Origin of the sequence: Nonomuraea diastatica (genome assembly GCF_004349015.1) — a bacterium.
Classification (GTDB): domain Bacteria; phylum Actinomycetota; class Actinomycetes; order Streptosporangiales; family Streptosporangiaceae; genus Nonomuraea; species Nonomuraea diastatica.
The window spans coordinates 85,706-111,219 of the sequence record NZ_SMKP01000006.1; the positions used below are offsets into that span (position 1 = coordinate 85,706).

General features: G+C 72.1%; 26 protein-coding genes. 11 read left to right on the top strand and 15 right to left on the bottom strand.

From position 1 onward, the window contains the following. Positions 1-15: 15 nt before the first annotated feature. The gene (locus E1294_RS03440; protein ID WP_132504340.1) at positions 16-1,122 is read right to left on the bottom strand and encodes a serine hydrolase domain-containing protein; all 1,107 of its coding nucleotides are present in this window, start codon (positions 1,120-1,122) and stop codon (positions 16-18) included. 192 nt (positions 1,123-1,314) lie between these two features. On the opposite strand from E1294_RS03440, the gene E1294_RS03445 reads away from it, so the two are divergent. From E1294_RS03445 to E1294_RS03455, 3 genes are read left to right on the top strand one after another with little or no spacing between them, the layout of a single operon-like run. After that, positions 1,315-1,875, top strand: coding sequence for a TetR/AcrR family transcriptional regulator (locus tag E1294_RS03445; RefSeq protein WP_165977059.1), 561 nt, complete (start codon positions 1,315-1,317; stop codon positions 1,873-1,875). Between the two features lie 59 nt (positions 1,876-1,934). Further along, a complete protein-coding gene (locus tag E1294_RS03450; RefSeq protein ID WP_132504342.1) occupies positions 1,935-2,423 on the top strand; it encodes a nitroreductase family deazaflavin-dependent oxidoreductase in 489 nt (162 codons plus the stop codon). A 55-nt stretch (positions 2,424-2,478) separates the two neighbouring features. Next, entirely contained in the window at positions 2,479-2,934 is a 456-nt protein-coding gene (locus E1294_RS03455; protein ID WP_220447532.1) for an NUDIX domain-containing protein, read from the top strand. Between the two features lie 22 nt (positions 2,935-2,956). Here the strand turns inward: E1294_RS03455 and E1294_RS03460 are convergent, their stop codons facing one another. Both E1294_RS03460 and lnt read right to left on the bottom strand, forming a co-directional pair. Beyond that, entirely contained in the window at positions 2,957-3,298 is a 342-nt protein-coding gene (locus E1294_RS03460) for a histidine phosphatase family protein (RefSeq protein ID WP_132504344.1), read from the bottom strand. A gap of 20 nt (positions 3,299-3,318) precedes the next feature. Further along, positions 3,319-4,860, bottom strand: coding sequence for an apolipoprotein N-acyltransferase (gene lnt / locus E1294_RS03465; RefSeq protein ID WP_220447533.1), 1,542 nt, complete (start codon positions 4,858-4,860; stop codon positions 3,319-3,321). Positions 4,861-5,090: 230 nt separating this feature from the next. Here lnt and E1294_RS03470 point away from each other — a divergent pair, with 230 nt between their 5' ends. Then, positions 5,091-5,429, top strand: a complete 339-nt coding sequence (locus E1294_RS03470; RefSeq protein ID WP_165977060.1) for a YciI family protein — start codon at positions 5,091-5,093, stop codon at positions 5,427-5,429. A gap of 84 nt (positions 5,430-5,513) precedes the next feature. Here E1294_RS03470 and E1294_RS03475 read toward each other — a convergent pair whose 3' ends face one another. The 4 genes from E1294_RS03475 to E1294_RS03490 all read right to left on the bottom strand — a co-directional run bounded on the left by E1294_RS03475 (position 5,514) and on the right by E1294_RS03490 (position 10,834). Then, entirely contained in the window at positions 5,514-6,962 is a 1,449-nt protein-coding gene (locus E1294_RS03475) for an ankyrin repeat domain-containing protein (RefSeq protein WP_132504346.1), read from the bottom strand. 147 nt (positions 6,963-7,109) lie between these two features. Continuing rightward, the gene (locus tag E1294_RS03480) at positions 7,110-8,798 is read right to left on the bottom strand and encodes a PQQ-dependent sugar dehydrogenase (RefSeq protein WP_132504348.1); all 1,689 of its coding nucleotides are present in this window, start codon (positions 8,796-8,798) and stop codon (positions 7,110-7,112) included. 128 nt (positions 8,799-8,926) lie between these two features. After that, positions 8,927-10,108, bottom strand: coding sequence for an alpha/beta hydrolase family protein (locus tag E1294_RS03485; protein WP_132504350.1), 1,182 nt, complete (start codon positions 10,106-10,108; stop codon positions 8,927-8,929). 84 nt (positions 10,109-10,192) lie between these two features. Further along, a complete protein-coding gene (locus E1294_RS03490; RefSeq protein ID WP_132504352.1) occupies positions 10,193-10,834 on the bottom strand; it encodes a TetR/AcrR family transcriptional regulator C-terminal domain-containing protein in 642 nt (213 codons plus the stop codon). 81 nt (positions 10,835-10,915) lie between these two features. Between E1294_RS03490 and E1294_RS03495 the strand changes: the two genes are divergently transcribed. Beyond that, positions 10,916-11,527 (top strand): NADPH-dependent FMN reductase, encoded by a 612-nt coding sequence (locus E1294_RS03495; RefSeq protein WP_132504354.1) that lies wholly within the window; start codon positions 10,916-10,918, stop codon positions 11,525-11,527. 10 nt (positions 11,528-11,537) lie between these two features. Here the strand turns inward: E1294_RS03495 and E1294_RS03500 are convergent, their stop codons facing one another. From E1294_RS03500 to E1294_RS03535, 7 genes are all read right to left on the bottom strand, one after another. Continuing rightward, complete coding sequence (locus tag E1294_RS03500; RefSeq protein ID WP_132504356.1) at positions 11,538-12,131, bottom strand: hypothetical protein; 594 nt, start codon at positions 12,129-12,131, stop codon at positions 11,538-11,540. A gap of 32 nt (positions 12,132-12,163) precedes the next feature. Further along, complete coding sequence (locus E1294_RS03505; protein ID WP_132504358.1) at positions 12,164-12,541, bottom strand: hypothetical protein; 378 nt, start codon at positions 12,539-12,541, stop codon at positions 12,164-12,166. 149 nt (positions 12,542-12,690) lie between these two features. Next, positions 12,691-13,338 (bottom strand): response regulator transcription factor, encoded by a 648-nt coding sequence (locus E1294_RS03510; RefSeq protein WP_132504360.1) that lies wholly within the window; start codon positions 13,336-13,338, stop codon positions 12,691-12,693. Next, positions 13,329-14,936, bottom strand: a complete 1,608-nt coding sequence (locus E1294_RS03515) for a sensor histidine kinase (RefSeq protein ID WP_165977061.1) — start codon at positions 14,934-14,936, stop codon at positions 13,329-13,331. The genes E1294_RS03510 and E1294_RS03515 overlap by 10 nt, the downstream gene beginning before the upstream one ends. A 112-nt stretch (positions 14,937-15,048) precedes the next feature. Beyond that, a complete protein-coding gene (locus E1294_RS03520; RefSeq protein ID WP_132504364.1) occupies positions 15,049-17,856 on the bottom strand; it encodes an AfsR/SARP family transcriptional regulator in 2,808 nt (935 codons plus the stop codon). Between the two features lie 136 nt (positions 17,857-17,992). Further along, on the bottom strand, positions 17,993-18,370 hold the full coding sequence (locus E1294_RS03525; RefSeq protein ID WP_132504366.1) for a hypothetical protein: 378 nt from the start codon (positions 18,368-18,370) through the stop codon (positions 17,993-17,995). 884 nt (positions 18,371-19,254) lie between these two features. Further along, on the bottom strand, positions 19,255-20,253 hold the full coding sequence (locus E1294_RS03535; RefSeq protein ID WP_132504368.1) for a hypothetical protein: 999 nt from the start codon (positions 20,251-20,253) through the stop codon (positions 19,255-19,257). 206 nt (positions 20,254-20,459) lie between these two features. On the opposite strand from E1294_RS03535, the gene E1294_RS03540 reads away from it, so the two are divergent. The 6 genes from E1294_RS03540 to E1294_RS55410 all read left to right on the top strand — a co-directional run bounded on the left by E1294_RS03540 (position 20,460) and on the right by E1294_RS55410 (position 24,981). Next, positions 20,460-21,317 (top strand): SAM-dependent methyltransferase, encoded by an 858-nt coding sequence (locus tag E1294_RS03540; protein WP_132504370.1) that lies wholly within the window; start codon positions 20,460-20,462, stop codon positions 21,315-21,317. Continuing rightward, positions 21,314-21,907, top strand: a complete 594-nt coding sequence (locus E1294_RS03545; protein ID WP_132504372.1) for a GNAT family N-acetyltransferase — start codon at positions 21,314-21,316, stop codon at positions 21,905-21,907. Before E1294_RS03540 ends, E1294_RS03545 begins: the two co-directional genes overlap by 4 nt. A gap of 428 nt (positions 21,908-22,335) precedes the next feature. After that, positions 22,336-22,755: a hypothetical protein gene (locus E1294_RS03550; RefSeq protein WP_132504374.1), complete on the top strand. Its 420-nt coding sequence runs from the start codon at positions 22,336-22,338 to the stop codon at positions 22,753-22,755. Positions 22,756-23,112: 357 nt separating this feature from the next. Continuing rightward, on the top strand, positions 23,113-23,955 hold the full coding sequence (locus E1294_RS03555; RefSeq protein WP_425465191.1) for a plasmid pRiA4b ORF-3 family protein: 843 nt from the start codon (positions 23,113-23,115) through the stop codon (positions 23,953-23,955). A 384-nt stretch (positions 23,956-24,339) separates the two neighbouring features. Next, a complete protein-coding gene (locus E1294_RS03560; protein WP_132504378.1) occupies positions 24,340-24,759 on the top strand; it encodes a hypothetical protein in 420 nt (139 codons plus the stop codon). Positions 24,760-24,786: 27 nt separating this feature from the next. Then, the gene (locus E1294_RS55410; protein ID WP_281284357.1) at positions 24,787-24,981 is read left to right on the top strand and encodes a DUF1932 domain-containing protein; all 195 of its coding nucleotides are present in this window, start codon (positions 24,787-24,789) and stop codon (positions 24,979-24,981) included. A gap of 21 nt (positions 24,982-25,002) precedes the next feature. On the opposite strand, the gene E1294_RS03570 is transcribed toward E1294_RS55410, so the two are convergent. Beyond that, positions 25,003-25,506 (bottom strand): transposase, encoded by a 504-nt coding sequence (locus E1294_RS03570; protein ID WP_281284358.1) that lies wholly within the window; start codon positions 25,504-25,506, stop codon positions 25,003-25,005. Positions 25,507-25,514 lie beyond the last annotated feature (8 nt).

Genomic DNA, 25,514 nt, shown 5'->3' on the forward strand with positions numbered 1-25,514 from the left:
GCTCCGCAGGACGGCTCAGTCCTCGCCCACCACGGTCAGGTCGTCGCCCAGCGCGGCGGCGATCGCGGCGGCCCTGGAATGATCGTCCAGCCGTCGCGTCAGGTAGGCGCAGCCGTGGTTGTGCTTGAGCGACCACCAGGCGGCCGAACCGCCGATCCCGCCCTTCGCGATCTTGCCGCGGTCTCGGACGAAACCGAGCGTCCAGGTGATCCGAGTGCCGAAGACCTCGTCGAAGTCCGTGACCTGGGAGGCGAGGAGGTCGGCGTGCAGTCGCGGCCCGAGCAGCGCGCGAACAGGGCCGTCCGCTCCCGTCAGCCGGGAGAAGAACTCCGCCATGGCGGTCGCGGTCGTGTGCAGGTTGACCGCGCCGAACACCGACTGCCGCCAGGGCGCGGTGTTCACCCGCTCGACGTCCAGGACGCCGTCAGGGATCCGCAGCCACGGGGCCGCATGCAGGCGACGCGGCCATTCAGGGTCGGCGTACTCCAGGTCGGCGACACGCTCCAGCGCGTGATCCGGCACCCCGAACCAGGCGTCCAGGCCCAGCGCGGGCCGCACGACCTCGTTGTACACCTCGCCCAGCGTGGTGCCGGCCGTCTCACGCAGGATGGCGTCCACCAGGTGTCCGTAGGTCAGCGCGTGCTCCCCGAGCGACGTTCCAGGAACGTACTCCGGCGCCGCCATCGCCAGGCTTTCGCGCAACCCGGCGTCGTCCAGCAGGTCCAGACCCGCGGCCTCTGACGGGAACCGCGGCTGCCCGGACCGGTGCGTGAGCACCTGGCGCAACGTGGTGCGCTCCTTGCCCCTGACGCCGTACGCGGGCCAGCGCTTCGCTATCGGCTCGTCCAGCGCCAGCGCGCCGTCGCGCACCGCCACGAGGGCGGCGAGCGTCACGAACGACTTCGACAAGGAATATGGCTGGACGAGGGTGTCGGAGCGCCAGGCGCGATGTCGCCCGGTGTCGGCCCATCCTCCGCTCAGCCGGACGACTTCGCGGCCGTCCCGCCAGACGGAGACGCCTGCCCCCGTCTCGCGGCCGTCGTCCATCAGCTCCTGGAAGACCTCGCGTACTTTGTCGTACCCGTCGGCGACGTACCCCTCGACCTTCGCCCCAGCAGACATCTCGAACGCCTCGCTCTCTTTGCCTACCCCTCAGACGGACAACTCCCCTTTGTATACCCTTATAGGGTATATACGGCAATACGTTCATGCCTACCGCCCGCAACCCATTTGCCAGGTGGGATCTGGCGTCGTACGATCAGGGCGTTCGTACAGGACAGTTGTTCAGGACGTTCGTCCGGCAGAGGAGGCGAGTTGATCTCTCAGGCGGCGGCACGCGGGCGTGAAGTCCGTCAGCGGCTGCTCAACGCCGCGACCGAGCTCATACCCGAGCGCGGCTGGACGGCGGTGAGCACCCGGACGCTGGCCGAGCGGGCCGGGGTGACGCCGAGCGTGGTCCACTACCACTTCCCGTCCCTGCCGGAGCTGCTGAACGAGGCGGCCGTCGGCGCGATGCGTCACCTGCTGGCCGAGGCGGCCACCGCACTGGAGAACGCGGACGGCCCCAGGAACGGGATCGACGCGATGCTGACGTCATTGGGGCGCTTCTCCGGGACCGACCCGACCTCGCTGCTGGCCACGGAGGCCTATTTGGCGGCCTCCCGCGACGATCGGCTTCGCGAGCAGATCGCAGGCGTCGTCGACGAGTTCCTGCGGCGGTTCGGCAGCTGGCTGGGCGAGCACGGCGTGCGTGCGCCGCATGAGACGGCCGCGGTCCTGACCGCCACCCTCGACGGCCTCCTCCTGCACCGCGGCCTGGGCGCCGGGCAGGACGCCGGGCTCCTGGCAGGTGTCCTGCACCGGCTCGTCGATTAGGGCCGCCCGAAGGAAGTGAGCCGAGCAGCGGCTCAGCTCACCAGAGGAAGGAGCATCCCGTGGAGATCGTCAAGAATGCACGGCCACCGGAGGGGCTGAGCCGGCTGCTGTTCCGGCTGCCGCTGCACCTCTATCGCATGGGCCTCGGCTGGATTTTCGGGCAGCGCATCATGGTGCTGCACCACGTCGGCCGCGTCACCGGAAAGCGACGACAGGTCGTCCTTGAGGTCATCGCCCATGACGCCCACGACTACGGCTATGTGGTCGCGTCAGGGTGGGGGCCGAAGGCGGCGTGGTACCGCAACCTGCTCGCCACCCCCGACGTCGCCATCCAGGTGGGAAGGCGCACCTTGCGGGTGACGGCCGTGCCGATCCCCGCGGAGAAGGGAGCGGACATCTTCGCGCGCTATGCGTCCCAGCACCGGGTGGCGGCCAAACTCCTGCTTCCCCGCCTGATGGGGTTCGCGGTCGACGGCTCGGAGGCCGACTTCCGGGCTGTCGGACAACACATCCCCTTCATTCGTTTCGTTCCCCGGCAACCGGAGTAGGCCCAGGGCACCGGTACGCTTCCCCGTCAAGGGCAACGGATGGCGGAGGACGTCGGTGAAGAGGCTGTTGGCCCGGCTCTGGCGCGCGCTTCGCGGGCCGGTGAAGTGGCGGCTGCTCTACCTGTCGCAGGACAAGTTCATGGTCGGGGTGACCGGCGTCGTCCGCGACCCGGACGGCAACGTGCTGCTGCTGCGGCACCGGTTCTGGGCCGAGGACCACCAGTGGGGGCTGCCGACGGGCGGCGCGCGGCGGGGCGAGACCTTCGAGCAGACGGTCGTCCGCGAGGTCAGGGAAGAGACCGGGCTGGAGGTGAGCGTCGGGGAGATGGTGCAGCTCAGGAGCGGGTTCCAGCTCAGGGTGGAGGTCGCCTACGCGGCCGGATACACCGGCGGCGGCACGATGCGGCTGAACCCGATGGAGATCCTGGAGGCCCGCTGGTGCGCCCCCGGCGACCTGCCGAAGGGCCTGCTGGAGTCGCACCGGCGGCTGATCGAGGCGTCACCTCAGTAGGAGAGGCGGGTGGCGGCGTTCCTCAGGCGGGGAGGGCGGCCGCGGTGGAGAAGGCCGCGGCAGGCTCCGCGCCCGGGATCACGTCCCAGCGTTCCTCGGCCGACATCCGCCGCGCGGCCCGCAGCGTGCTCACGTAGATCGCGTCGATGCGCTCGGGGCCGAGCCGCAGGCCCACCCGCTCGGCCTGCTCGCGGCCCTCGAGCGCGAGGCCGGGATCGCCCTGGCCGTCCACCAGGGGGAACAGCCGGTCGGGATGCGCGGGCTCGGATTCGCCGTGCCGGACCAGGAGGATCTCGGTCGCCCCAGGTGGCGTACGGAACCGGCTCTGCCGGTACTCGCCCGGCTTTCCACTCTCAGATCCCACAGTTACCGAACATTACTCTCCTAGTCCTGTACGCCGGCCTCCCTCTCACCGGGCGCGTGACGAAAGCCACGGCGCCGGGCGGCGAGCCTGATGCCGCTCACGGCCAGAATCCCGGCGGCCATGACGGGCACCCAGTCCCCCAGCCGGACGTACGGCGTGACGTCCCGGGACAGCGGCACGTCGATCACGAAGGCGCCCCGATACCCGGGGCCGTACCAGGCCAGCGGCCTGCCCCGGGCGTCGAACGCCGCCGAGGTCCCGTCGGCTTCCACGAGCACGGCCGGGCGGCCGGATTCGACCGCGCGGACGGCCTCGAGACCGGCCTGCTGCGCGTGCGCCCAGCTGCCGTGGAACGTCGTGAGCGAACCCTGCACGACGGTGAGGTCCGCGCCCATGACGGCCAGCCGGCGCCGCATGTCGGGAAAGGCGGACTCGTAGGAGATGAGCGGGCCGACCCGGTGACCTGCCACGTCCAGGGTGGCGAGCCGGCCGCCGGTGGTCCGGTCCTCCGCGGCCGCGTCGGTGTGATCGGCCAGCCAGCCGAGCAACGGCCGCAGCGGGATGTACTCGCCGAACGGCACCAGTCGCTGCTTGACATAGCTGTTCACGATCCCATCCGAGGTGTACTGGTACGTCGTCTTGGCGATCTGCCCGGATGAGCCCCTGGCGTCCACGTTCACCAGCAGATCGCTGCCCACTTCGGCAGCGGCCGCACGCAGCAGGCGATCCACGTCGGGCCGCCGCGCCGGGTCGAAAGCGACGCTGCTCTGCCCCCAGATGACCACGTCGTGATCGCGGCCGGCGAGCTCGCTGGTCAGGCGCAGGTTCGCGGCCAGGCGCCGGGCCGCGCCGGGCACGTCGCCGGTCTGCACACCGGCCACGCGCATGGTGCCCGTCACGGCGGGCTCCGGCCGTACGAGCCCGTACCCGACGGCGAGCACGGCCAGCGCGACGGCGGCGCCCGCGCCCACCAGGCGGGCTCGCTGCCCGGCGCCGGGCAGCACGGCGGCGGAGAGCCCGGCGTTGACGGCGACCAGCACGAAGCTCAGCAGCCACACGCCGCCGAGCGCGGCCGGCGCGAGCAGGGGCGGCACACGCCACTGACTCGAACCGAGCACCCCCCACGCACCGGCGAGAGGTGCCCATGACCGCAGGACCTCGATCACCAGCCAGGCAGAGGGCAACACCAGCAGGGCCGCGACGACCCGGGCCGCGGAGACCCGGCGGAGCAGGCCGTACGCGACAAGCCCGAACGGCACCCAGGACAGGCCCGCGATTCCCAGGGCGAGCGGCGCGAACACCCCCAGGGAGTGGAGCACCCAGTGGTTCAGGGTCGCGAAGAAGCCCACGGCCGCGAACCAGCCGCGCCATGCCGCTTCGGCGTACGACCCCGCCCTCGCGGCGAGGACCACGAGCGGAACCAGCCCGGCCCACGCCCACCACCAGGCGCCGACGGCGGGAAACGCCAGCGCCAGGCAGGCCCCCGTCGCCAGGGCGAGGACACGCCCGCGCAGACGGACCGCCCGGGTGGCTCTCGCGAAAAGGGCGGACCTGGCCTGCACAGGCGCCCCCTACCCTCTGGCCGGATCGGCTCACCACCCGGCGGTGACCGGCGATCGCATCGTGTGGGGCGCCGGGGCGGTCGTCGGCGGCCGGCCGGGGTAACCCTTCTGCCGAGGTGTCGTATGGGCGTGCCTCCCGATCGTCTTGTTCCGTGAAGGGCGCACGCCTTCCACACCCCGGTCGAGGCCGCGGGAGCGCCCTGGCTCACGAAGGATCGAGGAGGACACACGTGAAGTACGTGCTGATGTTCGTGGAGACCGAGCAGTTCGCCAAGCAGTTGGACGAGATGGACGAGAAGGAGCGGCAGGCCGCCCATGAGGCGGTGGGCCGCTGGTTCGCCGAGCACGCCGGAAAGATCACCCACCACACCCACCTGGCGCCGGTGCACACCGCGACCACGGTGCGGCTCGGCTCAGGGGAGCCGGTGGTCACGGACGGCCCGTTCGTGGAGGGCAAGGAGGTGGTCAGCGGGTTCGCCGAGGTCGAGGTGGCCGACCTGGACGAGGCGCTGGAGCTGGTCCGCTCGTGGCCGGCCTGCCCGCTCGTGGAGATCCGCCCGATCTCGTGAGCGAGCCGTCGCCCGCGACCGCGCGGCCGGAGATCGGCCGCGCGGTCCTGTCTTCTTCACGCGGGTGCGGCGCACGTCACCGGGTCACTCGTGCCGCTCCATGTTGCGCAGGTACGCCGCCACGCGGTGCCTGCCGCCGTATTCGGCCCAGCCGAGCGGGGTCGAGTCGTGCTCGGTGTCCCTGATCGTGAGGTCGGCCCCGAGCTCGACGAGCGTCCTGGCGGTCTCCACGTCGTCGTTCCAGGCCGCCGCGTGCAGCGGGGCGGCTCGATGCAGGTGGTTCACGTCGAAGCCGAGGCCGGCCAGCAGGCGTACCGCCGCGGGCCTGCGCTGCTCGGCCGCCCTGTTGATCAGATCGGGAGTGCGGGCGAGCGCCCGGGCCAGTGGCGCCCGGCCGGACGCGGCCACCGCGCCGGCGTCGGCGCGCATGCAGGCGGCGGTGAACGTGTCCGTCTCGTCCAGCACGGTCGAGGCGCCCGCCGCGGCGAGGAGCTCCGCGACCTCGGTGTGCCCGTGCAGCACGGCCAGCTCGTACGGTGTGCGCCCGCCGAACGCCGGATGCCCGCCGAGACCGTCCACCTCCGCGCCGTGCGCGAGGAGCAGCCGGGTCCGCCGCGGGCCGCCCCGCAACGCGGCGGTGGCGAGTTCGTCGCGCACCAGCTGCCGCGGCGACCGCAACGTCGGGCCCAGCCGGCCCCGCCACGGCCCGCCCTCTCCGCGCCCGAGGCCGAACTCCAGCAGCAGCTCCAGGTGGACAGGGTCGTCGGAGAAGGAGCCGCCGAGCCCGCGGTTGTAGAGGGCCTGGCCGTCGTTGGGGTCGGCTCCCGCCTCCAGGAGCAGCCTGGCCAGCTCCGGACCCCGCGGGTGCGGCGGCTGGTCGCCCTCCCCGCCGCCGAACGCGCCGGTGAGCGCCGTGAACGGGGAGGTCAGCCCGTCCCACAGGAAGCCGGCGTTCGGGTCGGCGCCGTGGTCGAGGAGGAGCCGGGCCGCCTCCACGGGCCGGCCCGGCGGGTCGACGCGGGCGTAGGCCAGGTACAGCAGCGGCTCCCACCCGAAGGGGCCGCCCTGCGCGCGGGCCAGGCCGGGATCCGCGGCCAGCGCGTCGGCCATGGAGTCGGCCGAGCCGGTGGCCGCCATCGTGAAGACGTTCGCGGTGGACAATCCCGGCTGCCCGGCCGGCAGGAGGCCGGCCTCGCCGGTCCTGCCCCGATCGTCCTGACCGTAGGTGAGGCAGGCGAGCCGCAGGAACTCCTCCTGCGGGTCCTCGCGCGGCGCGATCCGGTGCGGCGAGCGGGTGTACCGCTCGACGGTGCCGATGTGCTCCTTCAGCTTGGGCCAGCTCGCGAAGCCGTACATGCGGGCGGTGACGAGCTGCGCGTCGGACAGCCTGGGCGCCCGCGGCGGCCGGGGATGGAACTCCGCGACGAGCCGGCGCGCCTCGGGCGCGCCCGCCCTCATCTGCTGGAGGAGGGTCTTGGCCTGCTTGCGGAGCCGTTGGATGCGGGGGTTGGCGGGCAGGCGGTGGATGGGCACGATGGCCTCCTTTCCGTCTGGCCTGGTGCCCGCATGATCAGGCCGGAAAAGAGGTCGGGCCGGGTAGGTCGGTGACCGTCAGGTGGGGCTGGGCCCTTTCCGCGGACCGGTGGCGTCCTGAGCGCGCACCGTCCAGCGTACGTCGCCTCAGGGACTCGTGCACAGGTAGCCGGAGGGCGTCTGGGTGTCGCCGCCGGGGCGCGTGGCCTGGAAACCGAACGTGGTGCTCTGCCCGGCGGCCAGCGTGCCGTTGTGCCCGGTGTTCCTGGCCGTGACGGTCCGGCCGCTGCTGGTCAGCGTGGCGTTCCATGAGCCTGTGACGGTGTGGCCGCTGGGCAGCGTGAACGTCACCGTCCACCCGGTGGTGGCGGACGTGCCGGTGTTGGCGACCGTGACCGGCTGGATCACGTAGCCGCCTCCCCACTGGGTCTGGGTGGCCGGCGTGACCGTGCATCCGCCGGTGGCGCCGCCTCCCGAGGTGGTGACCGTGACCGTGCCGGACACCGGGGACAGGTTGCCCGCCGCGTCGCGGGCACGCACCTGGTAGCGGTAGGCGGTGGTCGCGGTCAGCCCGGTGTCGGTGTACGAGGTCGTCGCCGAGGTGCCCACCTGGGTGAAGGCGCCGCCGGAGGTGCCCGGTGCGCGCAGGATGCCGTAGCCGGTCACGCCGGTGTCGTCGGCCGACGCGGTCCACGTCAGGGTGGTGCCGGTGGCGGTCGTTCCCGACGCGGCCAGGCCTCCGGGCGCGGTCGGCGGAGTGGTGTCGTCCTCGGCGCCCGTGGCCGGCGGGATGCGGATGATCCGGTCGTCCTGGGCCGCGGGGGTGCCGCGGCCGTCGCGGTTGCTGGTCGTCACCCAGAGCCAGCCGTCCGGCCCAGCGGCGACCGCGCGGAGCCGGCCGTACCCGGACTGGAGCTCGGCGAGCGGCGTGCCCGCCGTTCCGTCGTCGTTGAGCGGCACCGTCCAGAGCCGCTGGCCGCGCAGCGCCGCGGCGAAGAGCGTGCCATTGGCGTAGGCGAGCCCGCTCGGTGACGCCTGGGCGGTCGTCCAGGTGACGATCGGGCTGCGGAAGGAGGTGTTGCCGCACTGGCCCTCACAGGTGGGCCAGCCATAGTTTCCGCCCGCGACGATCCGGTTGACCTCGTCCCAGGTGTTCTGGCCGAACTCGGTGGCGTACATCCTGCCCTGGGAGTCCCAGGTCAGGCCCTGCACGTTGCGGTGGCCGTAGCTCCAGACTCGGGATCCGGGGAACGGGTTGTCCGACGGTATCCCGCCGGTGGGCGTCATGCGCAGGATCTTCCCCGCGGGGCTGTCGAGGTTCTGGGCGTTGCCGGTGACGCCGGCGTCGCCGGTGGCCACGTAGAGCATGCCGTCGGGGCCGAACGCGATGCGGCCGCCGTCGTGGATGGCGGCGCTCGGCACCCCGGAGAAGATCACGGTCTGCGTCGGGGGTGCGCTCAGCCGGAGCCTGACCAGGCGGTTGTCCCCGCTCGTGCTGGTGAAGTACGCATACACCCAGCCGTCTTCCGCGTACGCGGGCGACACGGCGATGCCGAGCAGGCCGCTCTCGCCGGAGGCGCTCACCCCGCTGACCGTGGCGACCTGAGCGGGCGGCTGGCCGGGGCGCACCTGGAGGATGCGTCCCGTGTTCCGCTCGGACACCAGCGCGCTGCCGTCCGGCAGGAACGCCAGCCCCCACGGGACCTGCAGGCCCGTGACGGAGACCTCGGCCCTGGAGAAGTCGAAGCCGCCCGTCACCTGGGCACGTGCCTCGGGTGCGTGGATGACGAGGGCGAGCAGAGCCATGATCAGAGCCGGGACGGCACGGGCGCGCATGACGGACTCCTTGCGGGGATCACCGTGTGCGGATTCCTGCACCGTAGGCGCCGGGACGCCCTCATCTCAATGACCGCCGCGGACGCCGCCGGGCCAACTGGGAGGACACGCGCCCGGTCGTGAAAATTTCACGAGGGATCGTGGAAGGTGACCTCCGGGTTGGCGGCGGACGGGCCGTCGAGCAGCGGCTGGTGTTTCCCGCGCAGATGCCGGTCGAAGAAGGCGCCCACGTACCCCGTGGTGATCTCGCCAGAACGTTTCCCCGGCAGCGGCGCGGAGGGGTCGGTCATCCCGGCCTGGCCGCCCAGGATGGGCAGGTCGATGAAGGTGAGGTGGCCCGAGCCGGCCACGGTCAGCCAGCGTTTCCAGCCGTCCAGGCGCCACCAGTCCCGGGGCCAGCTCGCGTCGTCGGTGCCGGGCGAGTGCTGGGCCTCGGTGCCGAGCATGAGGAACGGCCGTTTGCCGAGGCCGGCCTTCGGCACCGGCGCGAAGAACGTGCCGTCCATGTTCGCTCCGGCGCGGATGCGGCGGTCGCCGGCCATGACGCTCGCCGCGGCGTTGCCGCCGAGCGAGTGGCCTGCGGCGCCGATCCGCCGCAGGTCGATCATCGTCGAGCGTTTCCAGGCCGTGCGGGTCAGCCGGTCGATGACGAAGGAGAGGTCCGCCGCCCGGCCGGCCGCGGCCTTGGCGAGCAGCTTCTTGCCCGCCGCGTCGGAGGGGGCGCTCTCCACCTTCTCGCACGCGACGCAGGTGAGCAGGCGCCCGCCGGGGAAGGTGGTGCCGTACGACTCGTAGGCGTGGTCCACGAGCGCGACGACGTACCCCTTCGAGGCGAGCTCCTCGGCGAGCGTGGTCAGGGTGGCGCGGTTGAGGGTGAAGCCCGGGGAGAGCACCACCAGGGGGTGACGGCCGCCGGCGGGGGTGGCGCCGGCGCGGGCGTTCGTACGGACGCCGGCGAGTCGCTCCGCCTCGAAGCGGGTGTCGAGCCGCTGGCCCTTGAGGAGGAGGCGGGCCTCGCCGGTGGTCATGTACGGTGTGGCGCTCCCGCCGCCGCGGGCCGGGTAGTACACCGACACCATCAACTCCCGCGCGCCCGCCTCGGGCTCCCACGGGTCGCGGCGCTCGCGGTCGACGAGGTGCAGGACGTCGCGGCCGACCTTGTGGTGACCGGTGGGGACGGGGATCGCGATGCGCGTCTGGGAGCCGTCCGCAGAGGCCGCCGCGGCAGGTGGCGGGCCCGTCAACGGCCCCGTCAACGGCAGGGTCAGGGTGAGCACGGCGGCCGCGGAGACGCGGGTGACACTGATCATGCGGAGCAGCGTAGGAAGGACGCCGCCGTACCCGGCATGCCCGAAAGACCAGCGTGCCCCCTTACTTTCGTCAGGGTGACGCGGTCAGCGCCGGTAGCCGTACAGGAAGACGTGGACGCCGGAGGCGATCAGCTCGTCGGCCTCCTGACGGCTGGGGGCGGGGCCGTGGTGGGGCGGACCGGCGGCTGAGATGAGCAGCATGAGCTGGACGGCCGCACGCTCGGGGTCGTCCGTGTGGAGCAGGCCCCTGGCCGTCCACTGCCGCAGGTGCTCGGCGAGCCGGCGGAGGACGCGCCGGGGACCGATCTCCTGCCAGGCGTCGATGGCGGCCTGGGGGATGTGCCCGGCCTCGGCGTTGACCTGGCGGACGAGCGCGAAGTGCTCCGCGTGCTCGGTGGCCATCGGGGCGGTGAGGGCGCGGCCGAACTCCACGAGGTCGGCCTCCAGATCGATGATCTTGTGCAGGTGCCGGTCGACGATGGCGATCTGGGCGTCGGCCGCCCGGCCCGCGCTCTCCTTGATGACGGTCTGGAAGAGCTCGGCCTTGTCGGTGAAGTGGTTGTAGATCGTCCGCGTGGACACCCCGGCCGCCGCGGCGATCGCGTCGATGCCGGCACGGGTGAAGCCGTCGCGGGCGAACACGGTCAGAGCGCCCGTGAGGATGGCCCTGCGCTTGTCGGCCAGCCCTCCGTGGGGACGACGTTTCGCCCTGTGCTCGCTGGTCATCTCGCCTCGATTACATTCATCGTTTTACATGTTGCCATACACGTTGTACTTTACCCGAAGAAGGCACGACAGGAGAGACCCATGATCAACATTGGCATCATCGTCGGCAGCACCCGCCCGCACCGCAGGACGGCCGTCGCGGCCCAGTGGGTCGCCGAGGTCGCCGCGCGGCACGCCGCCGTCACGGCGGGAGAGGCCACCTTCGACCTCGTCGATCCGGCCGAGCACGGGCTGCCGCTGCTGGACGAGCCCGTGCCCGCGATGTTCGGCGACTATCGCCACCCGCACACCCAGCGCTGGGCGCGGGCCATCGCGGCCCTCGACGGATTCGTCTTCGTCACGCCGGAATACAACCGCGGCATGCCCGCCGCGCTGAAGAACGCGATCGACTACCTGTTCGCCGAATGGAACAACAAGGCGGCCGGGTTCGTCAGCCACGGTGTCCACGGCGGCACCCGCGCCGTGGAGCAACTGCGCCTGTCCATGACCGAGCTCCAGGTCGCCAACGTCCGCACCCAGGTCGCGTTGTCGGCGTTCACCGACTTCGAGCTCACCGGCCCCACCGACCCCGGCGTGATCACCCCCGGCCCGCACCAGGAGGAGACCCTCGTCGAGCTGCTCGACGAGGTCATCACCTGGTCCCGGGCGCTCAGGCCGCTGCGCGCGGACGCCCCGCAGGAGGCGCTCCGCTGACGCCGGGCGCTCAGGGTTGCGCGGCGAAGGGGTCGCCGGCCAGGCGGCGCAGCTCCTGGGCGACCTGCCAGGCCTGCCGCGCGTACGGCTCAGGGCGGCGGCCGGCCATGATGGCGTCGGCCAGGGCGTGCAGCCGTACCGCCGGGAGCGGGGTGCGGGTGGCCGGGTCCTGCAGGGCCAGGCCGACCAGGCGGCCCGTGCCCGGATCCTGGACACGGAGCCGAGGGATCAGCCGCCCGGTCGGCACGGAGCCGAGGTCCCCGACATAGGAGCGCTCGGCGACCGAGTCGATCGTGAACAGGTGAGCCGCGGCCAGATCGCACCGGTCGGTGGTGAAGGCGGAGCGCACGGCGAGGACCCTGCCGTCGAGCCAGGCGGCCGCACGCAGCAGGTCGGCCAGCACGATCCCCAGGGCGACGACGGAAAAGACCCCGACCAGGGCGGCGATAGCACCCATCACCACGGAGAGCCAGCCGGACAGAATGGTGGCGATCCAGGCCGTCACGAGGATCAGGAACAGCACCACGACGCTGGAACACCCGCTCAGGACCTTCACACCTGACGAACGCCCGGTGTGGAGCTGGACGCGGTGCGGATGGGCCATTGCCGCAACCTACCCGACGCCCGGCTCCCGGGTCACCGGGGCGGCAGGTTCGCCGCGTCCACCGGGACCCGTCCCCGCGCGGCAGGCGTCATGAGATGCCGGCCGAGCAGGGCCGCCGCGGTCAGGGCGACCACCACCAGCGCCACGTTCGGCCAGGCGAACTCGCCGCGCACCACGTAGCTGAAGACGGAGACCGTGAGGACCCCCGCCGACCAGCCGAAGCCGACGATCATGGCGATGGGCGCGGGGCGGCGCGGCAGCGCGCTCGCGACCGCGAGGAACACGGCCACGGCGGCGTCCGGCCACAGGAAGGGATTGTCCGGCCGGTGGGCTCCGTCGAGGGCCAGATACCCGGCCATGATCAGGCTCATGGCGGCGGCGGCGCCTCGGGCGACGGTGACGACGTTCATAGGGCGGCTCACTCTCCGTAGGCCCGCACCGCTGCGGGCGTCTCACCGGATGAGTGTGCTGCCGCGGACGTCGGGGGGTAAGCGAGCCGGCACCCGTCCCGGCCCGTGCCACCCGCCCCGCCGTGGTACGGCTGGCCGCACCACGGCGGTCAGGCGTTCAGGTAGCGGAGCACGGCCAGCACCCGCCGGTGGTCGTCCGGCCGCGCGGGCAGGGCGAGCTTGGCGAAGATGCTGGTGCAGTGCTTCTCCACGGTGCGTTCTGCGATGGTCAGGCGCTCGGCGATGGCCTGGTTGGTACGGCCCTCCGCCATGAGGGCGAGCACGGCGCGTTCGCGTCCGGTCAGTGTGTGCAGCGGGTCGTCACCGGCGGTGTGCCGCTCCACGAGCTGGTCGACCACGATCGGGTCGAACGCCGATCCGCCCCGGCCTACCTGGCGGACCGCCGCGGCGAACTCGCCCACATCGGACACCCGGTCCTTCAGCAGGTAGCCCAGCCCCCGCGCACCACCGTCCAGCAGCTCCACCGTGTAGCTGACCCGTACGTACTGTGACAGGACGAGAACCCCCGTGCCGGGATGCGCGCGGCGGATCCGCTGGGCCGCCCGCAGTCCCTCGTCAGTGCGCGTCGGCGGCAGGCGGATGTCCACGACCGCCACCTCCGGCCGGTGCCGCGCCACCTGCGCCAGCAGCCCGGGCGCGTCCTCGACCGTCGCCACGACGTCGAACCCGGCCTCGCCGAGCAGCCGTGCGACCCCTTCGCGCAAGAGCGTGTTGTCCTCGGCGATGACTACGCGCACGGCAACCTCGCCTCGATCCAGGTGCCCCGGCCGGGCGGGCTGTGCACACGCAGGCTGCCGCCGTTCGTCTCGACCCGGTCGGCCAGGCCGCGTAGCCCCGACCCCCGCTCCGGATCGGCTCCGCCGCGGCCGTCGTCCCTGACCTCCACCGTCAGCAGGCCGTCCGCCCGGCCGATCCTGACCTCGGCCCGGCCGGCGGCGGCGTGCTTGGCGAGGTTGGACAGCGCCTCGGCCACCACGTAGTAGGCGGTGGTCTCGATCTCCGCGGGCAGGTCGCCGGGGACGTCGGAGGAGATCGTCACCGGCACCGGGGCCACGGCGGCCAGCTCGTGCACCGCGCCCGCCAGGCCGCGTTCGGTCAGGATCGGCGGGTGGATGCCCTGGGCGAGTGCGCGCACCTCGCCGAGCGTGGTCAGCGCGATGTTCCTGGCCTCGGCGATCAGCGGGCGTGTCCGCTCGGCTCCCGAGCTCAGCGCGGCCTCGGCCAGGCTCAGCGTCAGCGGGATCGACAACAACCGCTGCTGCACGCCGTCGTGCAGGTCACGCTCCAGGCGGCGGCGTTCGGCCTCGGCGGCGCGCACGACCTGCGCGCGGGACTCGGCGAGCTGGCGCAGCCGCGCCCGCAGCTCCGCGGTCAGGCGCTCGTTCTCCAGGGCGAGCGACACGGCGGCACACGCCGCCTCGATCAGGTCCGGGTCCTCCAGCAGGGCCGGGTCATGCGTCAGAACGGCCAGCGGGCCGTCACCGTCGACCCTGGTCACCGCCTGGCCCGGCCCTTCGCGTACGAGCTCTCCACCGACATCGAGATATCCCCCTGACTCCGGCACCCAGTAACCGACGCGCAGCGTCGGATCGTGCAGGGTCTCGGCCAGCGCGGCCTGAAGCGTGGCGGACCGCGGTTCTTTGCTCAGCCGCACCACCAGGCCGGCGACCCCGCCCCGGTCGATGCGGCGGCGCAGCAGGCTCCAGAGGAACGCCAACGGGATCGCGGCGAGGGCGACCTGCACGGACAGCGCGAGCGCCGGCGCACCAGCATCCACGGCGGGCTGCCCGGCCGCGCCCACGAGGGATGTCCCGGCGGCCAGGGCGACCGCGACCGGTTTCCAGACGACGAACAGCGCCGTCGCCACGACCGCGGCCGCGAGCACCGGCAGGAGCGCGCGGCGCCGGGCGGTACTGCTCCTCCGCAACCGTGCCGCCTGCAGGGCGATCACGGCGCCGCCGACGACCACGAGCATGAGCGTGCCCGCCCCGGCGATCGCCTCGCGCACCGGCGGCCCGGCCAGGTGCCGCAGACCCATCGCGGCGACGCACAGATAGCCCAGGCCCGCCACCAGCCGGGACGCCCCGTCCGGCAGCCGGCCGGTCGGGAAGGCCATGACGAGGTGCGCCAGCAGCGCAGGCCAGGCCCCCGCCGTCAGGGCGAGGAGCTCGCGTGGCACGGGCGGCGGGAACTGGTGGAGCGTCCACAGCAGACCCTCGACGACCAGCAGCGGGCCGATCGGGCGGCGCGGGCTCGACCTCCACGCGACGACGCCCGACGCCACGAAGGCGACGCCGGCGACGATCGGCACCCACGCGGCCGGCCATGAGGACAACGGGTGCGGGTCGTCGATCAGGGACCTGCCTCCCTCACTGTCGGCGCCTCGCCCAAGAATACGCGCGGAGCGGCCCGTCAGGCGGGCGGCTCCGCGCGTCCGGCAGCGGTGATCACCGTGGGGCGCCGGAGGAGGAGCCGGTTTCCCGCCGGCGGCCGAACCGGGCGAGGGCCTTGCCGACATCGGGGTGATTGAGCTCGACGAGGATGTCGTGAGCCTCCCGCCAGGCGCGCAGGCTCTCGCCGGTCTCCCCGCCGGCCTGGTGGGCGTCGCCGAGGACGAGCAGCGTCTCGGCCTGACCGTACCGGTCGCCGAGGTATCTGAGCAGGTCGAGGGCGCGGGTGAAGCAGGCGACGGCCTGCTGGTGCGAGCCGAGATGGTGGTGGGCGAAGCCCAGGCTGTCCCAGGTGGCCGCCTGGCCGCGCCGATCGGCCGACGCCTCGTGCATCCACAACGCCCGGCCGCAGTGTTTGAGGGCCTTGTCGTAGTCGCCCAGCAGCCCGTGGAGCCAGCCGACGGCGTTGAGCGCCCGAGCCTGCCAGGCCGGCAGACCGGCCGCGGTGTAGAGCTCCAAGGCTCGCTCCGCGTGGACGAGCGCCTCCGCGTACCTGCCCTGCCGTTCGAGCACGCCGGACAGGTTGCCGTGGACGTGCGCCAGGCTCCGGTCGTCGTCGAGGCCTTCGTGCAGGTCAAGGGCCGACCGCAGGTGGACGTGGGCGTCGTCGTGGCGGTCGAGGCGGCGCAGGGCCCAGCCGAGCCGGCGGTGTGAATGCGCCTGCCCCGCCCGGTCGCCGAGGCGCCGGGCCGCCTCGAGGCCGGTCGTCTGCACGGCGATCTGGTCGTGCAGGTGCGAGTGCAGATCCAGGTAGTCGTAGAGTGCCATGGCGAGCCGCCACGCCTGCGCGTCGAGACCCGACCGCGCCGCGTCCTCGACGGCGGCGAGCAGCGCCGCGTGCTCCGCGGCGAACCACGCCAGCGCGTCCGGCTGGTCGCGGTGTTCCTCGGCGACGACACCGGCCGACGGCTCTTCCGGAGGGATGTCCTGGTGCGGGTCGAGCAGCCGGTCGGCCTGCTCCGCGGTGTGGATGTAGTGGTCGTGGAGGCGGCGCCGGGCGGCGTCCCGCTCCCCGGGAGGATCGTGGAGGTCGGCCAGCTCTCCGGCGTAGGCGCGCATCAGGTCGTGGAAGGCGTACCGGCCAGGGGCGTCCTCGGTGACGAGGTGCGCGCCCGCCAGCCTCTCCAGCAGCGAGCGGGCATCGCGTACGGGGACCCCGGCCAGGCTCGCCGCCGCGGCCACGCCGATGCGCGGCCCGGGGTGCGTCGCCAGCGCGCGGAACATGCGCGCCGTCTCGTCGCCGAGAATCCGGTACGACCACGAGAACACGGCCCTGACCCGGGTCGCCGGTTCCCCGGCGTCGAGCGCGTCCAGCACCCCGGGCGCCTCGCGCAGTTCCGCGGCGATGGCGGCCAGCGGAACGCCGGGCCGCACGGCCGCGCGGGCGGCGGCGATCGCCAGGGCCAGCGGCAGCCGGCCGCATCGCGCGATGAGCTCGTCCACGGTGTCCGGCTCGGCGGCGACCCGCCCGTCCCCCAGCTGGCGGGCGAGCAGCTCCCTGGCCTCGCCGCCCGTCGGCAGGTTCAGCGGCAGCGAGACGGCGCCCTCCTTGGCGACCAGGGCGGGCAGCCGGTTGCGGCTGGTCACCACCACGACGCAGCCGGGAGAGCCCGGCAGCAGCGGGCGCACCTGGCCGGCGTCGTGGGCGTTGTCCAGGACGATCAGCACCCTGCGGCCGGCCAGCAGGCTCCGGTAGAGCGCCGTCTGGGCGTCCATGTCGGGCGGCACGCCCTGCGGCGGCACCCCGAGCGCGAACAGGAACCCGCGCACCGCCTCCTCCGGCGCCACCATCGACCCGCCGGGATCGAATCCGCGCAGGTTCACGTACAGGTGCCCGCCGGGGAAACGGTCGCGGACGCGGTGCGCCCAGTGCGTCACCAGCGCGGTCTTGCCGACGCCCGCGCTGCCCGACACGACGGCCATCGCCACCGCCGTCGGCTGGAGCGCGACGTGGTCCAGCAGGGCGTCGAGCCGGGCGAGCTCGCCGCCCCTGCCGACGAAGCCGAAGGCGTCCATGGGCAGCTGGGACGCGGCGACGGGCGGGGGCGGCGGCTCCGGGAGCGGGCCGGGCTCGGCGGCCCGCAGGATGCGTTCGTACAGGCTCTGGAGCTCCTTACCCGGATCGAGGCCCAGCCCGTCCCGCAGCTTCTCGCGCGCCCGGTGGTAGACGTCGAGCGCGTCGGCCGCGCGGCCTGCGGCGGTCATGGCCCGCATCAGCGACGCCACCAGCGACTCGCGCAGCGGATGGCGCTCGACCAGGGCGGTCAGCTCGGCGGTGACCTCGTGGTGGCGGCCGGCGGCCAGCTCGAGCTTCGCCCACTCCTCCCAGACCGCCAGCTGTTTCTCCTGCAGGGTGCGCACGTCGCCGGCGAGCGCCGGGCAGTCCACGCCGCCCAGCGGCTCGCCCCGCCACAGGGCGAGCGCCTGCCTGAGCAGGCCGGCCGCATGCGCGGGCTCGGCGTCGCGCGCGGACGCGACGAGCTCCTCGAACTCCGTCACGTCCAGCCGGCCGACGCCGGGCCACAGCAGGTAGCCGCCGCGTACGGTGGTGATGACGTCACCGCCCGCGCCGGCGTCGGCCAGGGCCCGCCGCAGTTTCGACACCAGGTCCTGGATCTGGCGGCGCGCCGAGGCGGGCGGCTCCTCCCACACGACGTCGATGAGGCGGTCGACCGTCACCGCGTGGCCGGCGTCCAGCAGGAGGGCCGCGAGCGCCCTCTCCTGGCGAGGTCCGTGCAGGGGGATCCGCCGCCCGCCGGCCCGCACGTCCAGCGGGCCGAGGACACCGAACCAGAGATCAGCCACCGGTTGCCACCCCGCGAGAAGTTCACATCAAGAGAAGTTCTCATGTTACCGGCCGACAGCACACTCAGTCAGGACTTTGGTTCACACCGGTGACACGGCCGCTCGGGCACGGGGAGCGCGCCGGCTCCTGCGCCGTTCAGCAGTGCGCTACACCGGGGTACGGATCGACCGAGGTGTACACGTTGACCGCCGCCACGTATCCCCAGCTGCCGGTCTGGTCACCATACGTGTAGTACCAGACGTTGTTCCCGCCGCCGTGCTGCTGGCCGGTCCGGTAGCACTTGAAATAGCTGAACGTCGTGAGCAGACGGTCGACGACCCGCTCCGGGTTGCCGTTGGGCCGGGAATACTGCGGGGCCGCGTAGATCGGAGCGGGGGCGTTGTCGCAGTACAGATTGCCGCCGCTCGCGTAGCAGGTGGCCGCCGCCGCGGGGGCGGCCACCGCCGTCGACACGGCGGCGCACGCCGCGAGCGAGAGCACCACAGCCGGACCGATTCTCTTGTGCTTACCCATCGCTCGCCTCCACGTCGCGCAACGCCGCTATGAACAGGGCTCCTTGTGGGGCTCAGTCTCGCCGCGGGACGGAGGGCGAGCCAGGGCAACGATCGGACATTTGCCGGACATGTCGGACTCCCCGATGTGCGCGGCCGGAGAGCGCTGAGATCAGTGATCCCGGCGGTTGATCCCGTTCACCGGTGCGTCGTCGAGCCGGGCCACCATGCGGAACCACGTCTTGCGCACCTGTGCCGGGGTGTGCGGCCCAGGCCGTACTTCTCGTGCCTGGCCGCGGCCCACGCCGCGAAATCCGGGAATCGCAACTCCATGCCAAGCCCCCGCTGGCGGAACATGCCACGCCAGACCTTGTCCGGATCCACCACGCTGTCCAGCACGAACCGGTCCGTGCGCTGGGGGAAACTGGGCGTAGACCGCCCCGAGATAGGTGCCGTAGGAGACCCCGTGGTAGGAGACGCGCTCCTCCCCGAGCGCGGCGCGGATGCGGTCCATGTCCCGCGCCGTGTTCGCCGTGGAGATGTACGGAAGGATGCCGTCCTTGTCGGCGGTCGAACCCGCAGGTGATCGGTGTGCTCCTGCCGATGCCCCGCGGGTCGAAACCGATGAGATCGTACGCCTCCCGGACGCTTCCCGGCAGTCCCCTCATCGCCCCCTCCAGGGGCATGCCGAGACCCGCGGCGCCCGGCCCGCCCGGGTAGAGCAGCAGAACACCACGGTCGCCGTCCGCGTCCATCGTGAATTCACCGGTTCTCCCTCAACGTCATCAGCGGTTGATCTCAACGCTAGGGATCACGGGTGCTCCGCGACCATGACGGGAACCCCCAACGCCTGCTCCCGCCTCCGCTACCGGCGCCACGGGGGCGGGCGGTACCCGGGCCTGCCGGTCAGCCCGACGGCACGAAGCGGCGTTCGGCGCGCCGGCCGAGCAGGACCAGCAGCAGCGCCATGAGCACGGCGAAGCCGACCAGGCCCACGCGGTCGAAGGTGGTCGTGGCCATGACGGCGGCACCGAACAGGGTGTGGGACACCAGCGCGCCCCCGGCCAGCCAGACCCGGTGCGTGTCCGTCCAGCCCGCGGCGGACCAGCGGTGGAGCAGTACGCCGGCGACGACGGCGACCGCGGCGGCCAGGATCATCGGCACGAGCACCCACCAGCCCCTGCCGCCGGCGGGCGGCGGGACGATCGGGATGAGCAGGCCGAGGAAGGCGACGGTGGCGAGCGCGGCCAGCAGGCCCACGACGGCGGGCTTCGGCGCGCTCGTGCCGGCCGGGGGCGCCGGCGTACGTCCGGGAAGCACCTTCAGGGCGAGGACGGAGAGCACCACGCCCGCCAGGACGAACGCGGCCAGCACCGGCAGCGGCGCCTGGTAGCCCGGATCCATGACCGGCGGGATGAGCATCCGCAACATGGCCACGCCGAGGAGCGCGACGACGCCGACGCCGATGAGCCCGCCCCGCCGCAGGTAAGGGCGGTCGCGGTGGGCCGGGTGCAGGAGATCCGTGAGCATGATCGGGATCATCACGCTGAACACGGCGTGGTAGCCGATCTGCGACTCCCAGTAGGTCGTGTTGAGGCCGAACACGCGCGGCCCCCACTCGGCGGCCTGGTAGAGGGCGGGGCTGGTCAGCGCCTGCAGCCCGATGCCGTCCTCGGCGAGTTCGTACACCAGACCCAGGACGAGCAGGCTCGGCCAGCCGCCGCCGGTGCGGCGCACCGCCTCCCTGATCAGCAGCACGCCCGCGCCGTACATCGGCACCAGGAGCGGCAGCAGCCACATCACGCTCAGCGGGATCGCGCCGAACGTCATCTCCGCGCAGATCGGCGCCAGCGCGACCAGTGTCCACGCGGCTCTCTTGCGTCCCTTCATCGGCGATCCGGTCATGAGCTGGCTCCTGCCCGTTGATTACTTGGTTAGGTAAAAAATAACTCAGACAAGTAAATCCAGCAAGTCGCGGTGTGCCGGGGCAGGTCTCGCGCATCCGGCGGACCAGCGGGGCAAGGAAAGGCACAGGGCTGGACATATGCCGACAACGGCCAGTCCCGTACGATGATCAGTCCAGCCCCAGGTCGATGAAGGCGTGAGATTCCATGCGTGACGGCGATCAGGCCACTGGACGGGACGAGGCCGGAGACGGCGTGGTCCCTCCGGGGATCGACCCCACCCGGCCCAGCATCGCCCGCGTGTACGACTATTTCCTTGGCGGCAAGGACAACTTCGCCGTCGACCGCGCCGTCGCCGAGGAGGCGCTGCGGATCGCCCCCGACGCCCGCGAGGCGGGGCGGGCCAACCGGGCCTTCCTGCGCCGCGCCGTGGAGCACATGGTCACGGAGGCCGGCATCAGGCAGTTCCTCGACATCGGCTCAGGGCTGCCCACACGGGGCAACGTGCACGAGATCGCGCAGGGGAAGGCGCCGGAGGCCCGCGTGGCCTATGTCGACAACGACCCGATCGTGCTGACCCACGGCAGGGCGCTGCTGGCCACCGACGACGCCACCACGGTGGTGGCGGGCGACCTGCGCTGCCCGGCGGAGATCCTGGACAACCCCGAGGTCACCGAGCTGCTGGACTTCAGCCGGCCCGTGGGGTTGCTGCTCGTCTCCGTCCTGCACCACCTCAGCGACGACGAGGATCCCGGCGGCGTGATGGCCCGCCTGCACCGGGCGCTGGCCCCCGGCAGCCACCTGGCCATCGTGCACTTCCACAACCCGGGCGCCGAGCACCCGGAGGCGTCCGAGATCGCTGAGGCGGCCGAGCGGAACTTCAACCAGAATCTGGGCACCGGGCGCTGGCGCAGCCGGGAGGAGATCCTGTCGTACTTCGGCGACATGGAGCTCGTCGAGCCCGGGCTTGTCCCGCTGGCCGACTGGCGCACCGAGCCGGAGGACCTCATCCGCCAGGGCCTCACCCGCCACAACGTCCTGGCCGGGCTGGGCCGCACGCCATGACGGCGGGCCCGGTGACGCTGGAACGGCTGACCGGCGAGCAGACGCGGGCTCGCGCCGCCGAGCTGATGGAGATCTACGGCGCCGCCTTCAGTGAACCGCCGTGGAACGAGGACGGATCCGGCGTCGCGGACTTCGCCCGTCGTCTGGCCACCGACACCGGACGCCCGGGGTTCGTCGCGGTGCTGGCCGAACAGGACGGCAGGCCGATGGGCTTCGGCACGGCGTGGCCTACGCGGAGCCCTTTCCCCACCGGCCGCGCCTACGACAGGGTGCGTGCCGAGCTCGGCGACCAAGCCGAACGGCGCCTGGTCGGCGCCCTGGAGGTGGACGAGCTGGCGGTCGGCCCGCACGCACGCGGACGAGGACTGGCCGGCCGGATCCTCGACCTGCTGTGCGAGGGCGCGGAGCGCTGCTGGCTGTTGACCTCGCCCCAGGCCTTCGCCGCGATAGGGGTGTACGAACGACTCGGCTGGGAGCGCCTGACCGGACCTGAGGCGAAGGTGACGGTGTTTACCAGAGAGCGGCGACCCGAGGCGCTCGGCGACCGGTACAACCCTGCCCGCCGCCCGACGCGCCGAACGGGATCATGACCGAGCCGACGGAGACCTTCCAGCGGGAAGTCCTGCGCCGCCACGAGCTGCCGGACCAGGTCGACGACCAGCCCATCGACCAGGCCCGGCACCCTAGGGGCCCGACGCCGGGCATGGAGCGGGCCTGGCTAGCCCGGGTCGTGGCCGCTCAGAGAGCCGGTAGGGCCCGCCGGGCGAGGCTTAGCGCCGGATGATCATGAACAGCGTTCGTTTGTGTACACAAAGAGCGTCCATGGACTGCGCCGGGGCAGTCCGGCGGGAGCCCCAGGCGGCGTGCGGGTTCCTGTCCGGCCCGAGCCGGGTGCGTACACAATGCGGTTCGTTAAGATGATCGGGATGCGAGAGGCTCGCACCCGCCTGGCCGCACTGGTCGAACGGGCCGGCGGGGGCGAGCCGGTGACGCTGACCCGCCGGGCCGCAAGCAGGCCGTGCTGCTGCCGGTCGAGGCGGCCGCGGTGTGGCAGCGCCACCTCGCCGAGCAAGAAGCCGACCGGCAGCAGCGCGCGCAGGAGAAGGAGCTCGGCGAGCGGCTGCCGGCGACCAAGCGCGTGCCGGCCTGCCCCGGCTGCAAGTCCTCCTACCTGCAGGTCGCCTACACCGGGCCGGTGGTCCACGCCCTGGTCAACACCGCCGACCCCGACAGCGGCATCCAGGACGTGGTCGTCGACACCGACGTCGCCCAGCTCGATGAGGTGGCCTGGGTGAAGTGCGATCGTGCTGCAGCACGACCTGGCCCGCGGCAAGGTCCAGCGGGTCAGCACGTGGGAGTACCTCACCGGGATCACCGACGCCGAACGCGAGCAGCTGCGCGCCGAACGGATCGCCCGCGGCAAGCCCCACGACCATGACCTGACAGACGACACACAGCCGGTCCCGGGTGGCGCCGCCCGCAACCAGGACCCGGACGCCACGCCGCACCACGCCGGCCAAGGCGAGAGCGAAGCGCCCGACGTCGACGCCGATGGCCCCGAGGCCCTGCCCGCGACGGAGATCACAGCAGTCCTCGCCGAAACCGAACCAGACATCGACACCGAGCACGACGCCGATCGGCCCCACCTCACCCTGGCCAGCGACAGGCCCGAACCCGGGACGCGGGCGTGCCCACCGCCCCGCCAGCAGCTGAGACCGCCGTCGTGGCCGGCACCGTTCACCAGCTCAAGGTGGCCTTGCGGGACGTCCAGCCGCCGGTCTGGCGGCGCATCCAGGTGCCGTCGGCCGCCCGCCTGTGGGACCTGCACAACGTGATCCAGATCGCGATGGGCTGGCAAAACTTCCACCTGCACATGTTCGCCAAGGACTGGGTCGAGTACGGCGACCACCACAGCAGCGAGTACGACGTGACCCTGGCCAGCCTGCTGCCCGACCCCGGCGAGTGGCTGGCCTACCGCTACGACTCCGGCGACTGCTGGGATCACGACCTGGTGGTGGAGAAGATCCACCGGTCACCCCGAACGCGCCGCCGGACGCCTTCCTCGACGCCACCCCCGCCGACGCGCTGCAGCACCTGGCCGACCCCGAGCACACCTCGAAGGCGATCGCCCAGCTGCGCCACCAGCTGCAGGAGACCAGCCCAACCTGCCCAGCACCAGCGCCATCCCCGGCCCCCGACGAGCCCGGCCCGCGCGACGACGCCGAACAGGTCGCCGCCGACCGCGCGATGCTCGCCCAGACCATGGCCGTGGCCCGCCGCCGGCAGGACCGCCAGGAATGGACCGCCCGGCAGCGCGCCGGCGAACACGCCGCCGACGTGCCGCACGCGCTGGACGGCTTCACCATCGGCGAGCGAGTGGGACAGGAGTGGACGACAGTGTCACGCCCGACGACGAGTGGTGACACCGGCGAGCTCCACGAGCGGGCGGTGTTGCTGTTGGCGTGGCGACAGGTCGGCCCGAGGAGTGGGAGGGCCTGGTGGTGTGGCGGTGACGACCTGGACGGAGTCGGGCGCGATCCACACCAAGCACGTCAAGTGGGAGCCCTCCGACCAGCTCAGCCAGGTCCCGGCGGAGGCCCTGCGGAGCCGGTTTAGGAAGGCGCCACGCTTCAAATGATCATGAAATAGGTGAGGCGATGAGAGCAATTCTCAGCGCCTCACCTTGCGAGTGACACCGGCCATCAGGCCAGGTCAGTTAGGCCGCGAGCGGCCACCATGATGAGCATTCCACGTGTGCTGGCAGGTGTCGGAACCGGCGCGCGTGGCAGAGCGTCTCGCCTCTCGGCGAGGAGATACACGCTGATCACCGGCGGCCGAACAGGTGAGCCTTGAACTGGGTGACGAACGGTTGAACTACGTCTATCGGCAATGTACGGCGAATGTTCACCTCTATTCTCCGCCCGACCGTACTCCGCTTCTTATGATCACCAAGGCTCGTCCCCCCCGGCCAGGTCGCGAACCTCGCTGGGGGCAGCCTTCGTCATCTACCCAAAGGAAGCACATGCGTATTGGCAGCAGAGTCTCGGCCCTGGTGGCTGTGGCACTCGTCTCCCTCCTGCTCCCGGCCACTACCTCCTCGGCGAGCGCGGCAGGTCCGTGCGGGAGCAGCTACAGCCGGGTGGGTGTCTACCGCATCCCCGAGACCGGCACGCAGGATGGCACCCTTGAGATCTACTACAGCTCCAGCACCGGAAAGAACTGTGCTCTGGCCTACGGCGTCAGCGCCGAGCACAAGGGCAAGCGGACGTACAAGGGAGTGGCCATCCGGCGCGCAGGCGGAAGCGGTGGCTGGGTCGGCCAGCGTGACTACTTCAAGTACTACGCGGGCCCGGTGTACGTCTCAGCTCCTGGTACCTGCATCGACGCCATGGGGCTCATGGGGGGCGACGATCGTTACGTCTGGAACGTTCACTGCGGGTGAGGTGACCCTTAATTGGGCGGCTCCGCGTTGGCTGATCCGGCGTACCTGCCGAGCGTGGCAGCTCGGGCGTGGCGGTGGGCTCCAGAGATGGAGGAGGTAGCCGGGGCGCTGCGAGCGGCAGGTCTGCCCGATGACCTGGCGGTCGCGGCGCACGCCGTGCTGAGCCGATGGGAAGACGACAAAGACAGGTTCGATATCGGCCTAAGAGGGCATCTGATCTAGATCTTGAACTAGATGTCCGTTCTAGGCATATTTGATGCGCCAGGTTTGGGTTGATTCTCCAGTCAATGTCCGGCTCATTATGTTAGCCATCGCCCAATAGATCATAGAGCGGGATCGCTGCGGGAGGGTCTCGTAGTCGCGCACCAGCCGCCGGTGCTGCATGAGCCAGCCCAAAGTTCGCTCGACCACCCACCGGCGCGGAAGGACCTGAAACCCGCTGCCGGCGCCACGCTTGACCACCTGGACAGCGATCCCGCGCTTGGCGCCATGCCGGATCACCGTGTTGTTGTAGCCGCCATCGACCCAGGTGGCCGCCACGGTGGGGTGCTCGGTGGCGATGGCGTCCAAGAGCTTCTGACCCCCGGCTGAGTCCTGCACGGATGCCGCCGTCACCAGCACCGCCAGCAGCAGGCCCAGGGTGTCCGTGGCAATGTGCATCATCACAGTCCTGACCTCCTGGCCTGGCCGGTGACCACCACGTCCCGAGCCTTGAGGAGACCTGTGACTGCCTCCACCGACGACCACACCAACGC

What these genes read in the sequence shown, in the direction of transcription:
- E1294_RS03440 (WP_132504340.1), bottom strand. Translation starts at nt 1,122, where the DNA reads ATGTCTGCTGGGGCGAAGGTCGAGGGGTACGTCGCCGACGGGTACGAC.
- E1294_RS03480 (WP_132504348.1), bottom strand. Translation starts at nt 8,798, where the DNA reads ATGCGCGCCCGTGCCGTCCCGGCTCTGATCATGGCTCTGCTCGCCCTC.
- E1294_RS03485 (WP_132504350.1), bottom strand. Translation starts at nt 10,108, where the DNA reads ATGATCAGTGTCACCCGCGTCTCCGCGGCCGCCGTGCTCACCCTGACC.
- E1294_RS03490 (WP_132504352.1), bottom strand. Translation starts at nt 10,834, where the DNA reads ATGACCAGCGAGCACAGGGCGAAACGTCGTCCCCACGGAGGGCTGGCC.
- E1294_RS03495 (WP_132504354.1), top strand. Translation starts at nt 10,916, where the DNA reads ATGATCAACATTGGCATCATCGTCGGCAGCACCCGCCCGCACCGCAGG.
- E1294_RS03500 (WP_132504356.1), bottom strand. Translation starts at nt 12,131, where the DNA reads ATGGCCCATCCGCACCGCGTCCAGCTCCACACCGGGCGTTCGTCAGGT.
- E1294_RS03505 (WP_132504358.1), bottom strand. Translation starts at nt 12,541, where the DNA reads ATGAACGTCGTCACCGTCGCCCGAGGCGCCGCCGCCGCCATGAGCCTG.
- E1294_RS03525 (WP_132504366.1), bottom strand. Translation starts at nt 18,370, where the DNA reads ATGGGTAAGCACAAGAGAATCGGTCCGGCTGTGGTGCTCTCGCTCGCG.
- E1294_RS03535 (WP_132504368.1), bottom strand. Translation starts at nt 20,253, where the DNA reads ATGACCGGATCGCCGATGAAGGGACGCAAGAGAGCCGCGTGGACACTG.
- E1294_RS03540 (WP_132504370.1), top strand. Translation starts at nt 20,460, where the DNA reads ATGCGTGACGGCGATCAGGCCACTGGACGGGACGAGGCCGGAGACGGC.
- E1294_RS03545 (WP_132504372.1), top strand. Translation starts at nt 21,314, where the DNA reads ATGACGGCGGGCCCGGTGACGCTGGAACGGCTGACCGGCGAGCAGACG.
- E1294_RS03560 (WP_132504378.1), top strand. Translation starts at nt 24,340, where the DNA reads ATGCGTATTGGCAGCAGAGTCTCGGCCCTGGTGGCTGTGGCACTCGTC.